At 42.4% G+C, this 1,277-nt stretch carries 1 protein-coding gene; it reads left to right on the top strand.

The features are described 5' to 3' along the window. The first annotated feature begins 65 nt into the window (after positions 1–65). Positions 66–1,231, top strand: a protein-coding gene (locus ACP69U_RS13810; protein WP_426138839.1) for an IS3 family transposase whose coding sequence is annotated in 2 segments (ribosomal slippage) — positions 66–321 and positions 321–1,231 — 1,167 coding nt in all. Because the reading frame shifts where the segments join, the coding sequence is not laid out codon by codon here. The last annotated feature ends 46 nt before the right edge of the window (positions 1,232–1,277 follow it).

The raw sequence follows: 1,277 nt of genomic DNA on the forward strand, positions 1-1,277 counted from the left end.
TGAGCTATGCTGAAGAAACCGTAGAGATAAACTTGGTAAACTAAGCGTATTAACAGGAGTTTACCATGACCAAGAAAGTAAGAACCTACAGTGACGAATTTAAAGCCGAAGCTGTTAAAAAGATAGCAGACAACAACGGCAATATTTCAGCGACTGCAAAGCAGCTTGGCATTTCCATGCAAACGCTATCAAATTGGCATAACAAAGCCAATCAAGGCAAGCTTATCGGCACAGAGCAATATGATCCTGATCTTATAAGTGCTCTTCAAGAAATAAAGCAGCTTAAGCGGCAGCTCAAAGTGGCTGAAGAGGAACGCGAGATCTTAAAAAAGGCGACGGCGTACTTTGCCAAGCACAGTTAGTGAAGTACGCCTTTATCAAAGACAACAAGCACTTCTTTAGCATCACCACTATGTGCCGTGTGTTAAGGGTTAAGCCCTCAAGCTATTACGACTGGCTAAGTCGTGACATCAGTGACCAGCAGATACATCGCAACCAGTCTGAATTACTAGTTAAAGCGGCTCACAGTGAAACGAAAGAACGTTATGGCGTAGATCGACTGCATGCTCATCTAAGCGAGCAAGGCCACAACATTAGCCTGTATATGGTAAGAAGCATCAAAGAGCAACACGGCATTAAATGTCGTCGTCATAAGCGCTTTAAAGTGACCACCGACTCTAATCACAACAAGCTGGTCTATCCGAATGTGCTGGATCAGCAGTTTGATGCTAAGCGCCCTAATGAGTCTTGGGTAAGCGATATTACTTATATCTGGACCCATGAGGGCTGGTTGTACTTAGCAGGAGTGAAAGATTTATATACCAAAGAGTTGGTCGGTTACGCTATCAACAAACGCATGACTGCTGACTTAGTTTGCAAAGCACTAAGTATGGCAATCAAAAACAAACGGCCTAATAAAGGATTAATTGTGCACTCAGACAGAGGTAGTCAATACTGTAGCCATGCGTATCATAAGATCATTAAACAGCACCAGTTTATAGGCTCAATGAGTGGCAAAGGTAATTGCTTTGATAACGCACCCATAGAAAGCTTCTGGGGCATATTGAAGAATGAGCTGGTATATCATAAGGATTATAAAACTAGATTTGCCGCCATTACCGATATCATTAGATACATCGAGCTATATTACAACCAGACTAGGATTCAAAAGGGCTTGAGCTATAAATCGCCAAGACAGGTGTGGTTTGATTATTATCGTCAAGCTGCGTAATTAAAATCTCCCAAGTTTGGTTCTACGGATTTGACGGCAGGGGTCA

Source organism: Psychrobacter sp. TWR1-1-1, assembly GCF_049895865.1.
GTDB lineage: Bacteria > Pseudomonadota > Gammaproteobacteria > Pseudomonadales > Moraxellaceae > Psychrobacter > Psychrobacter immobilis_A.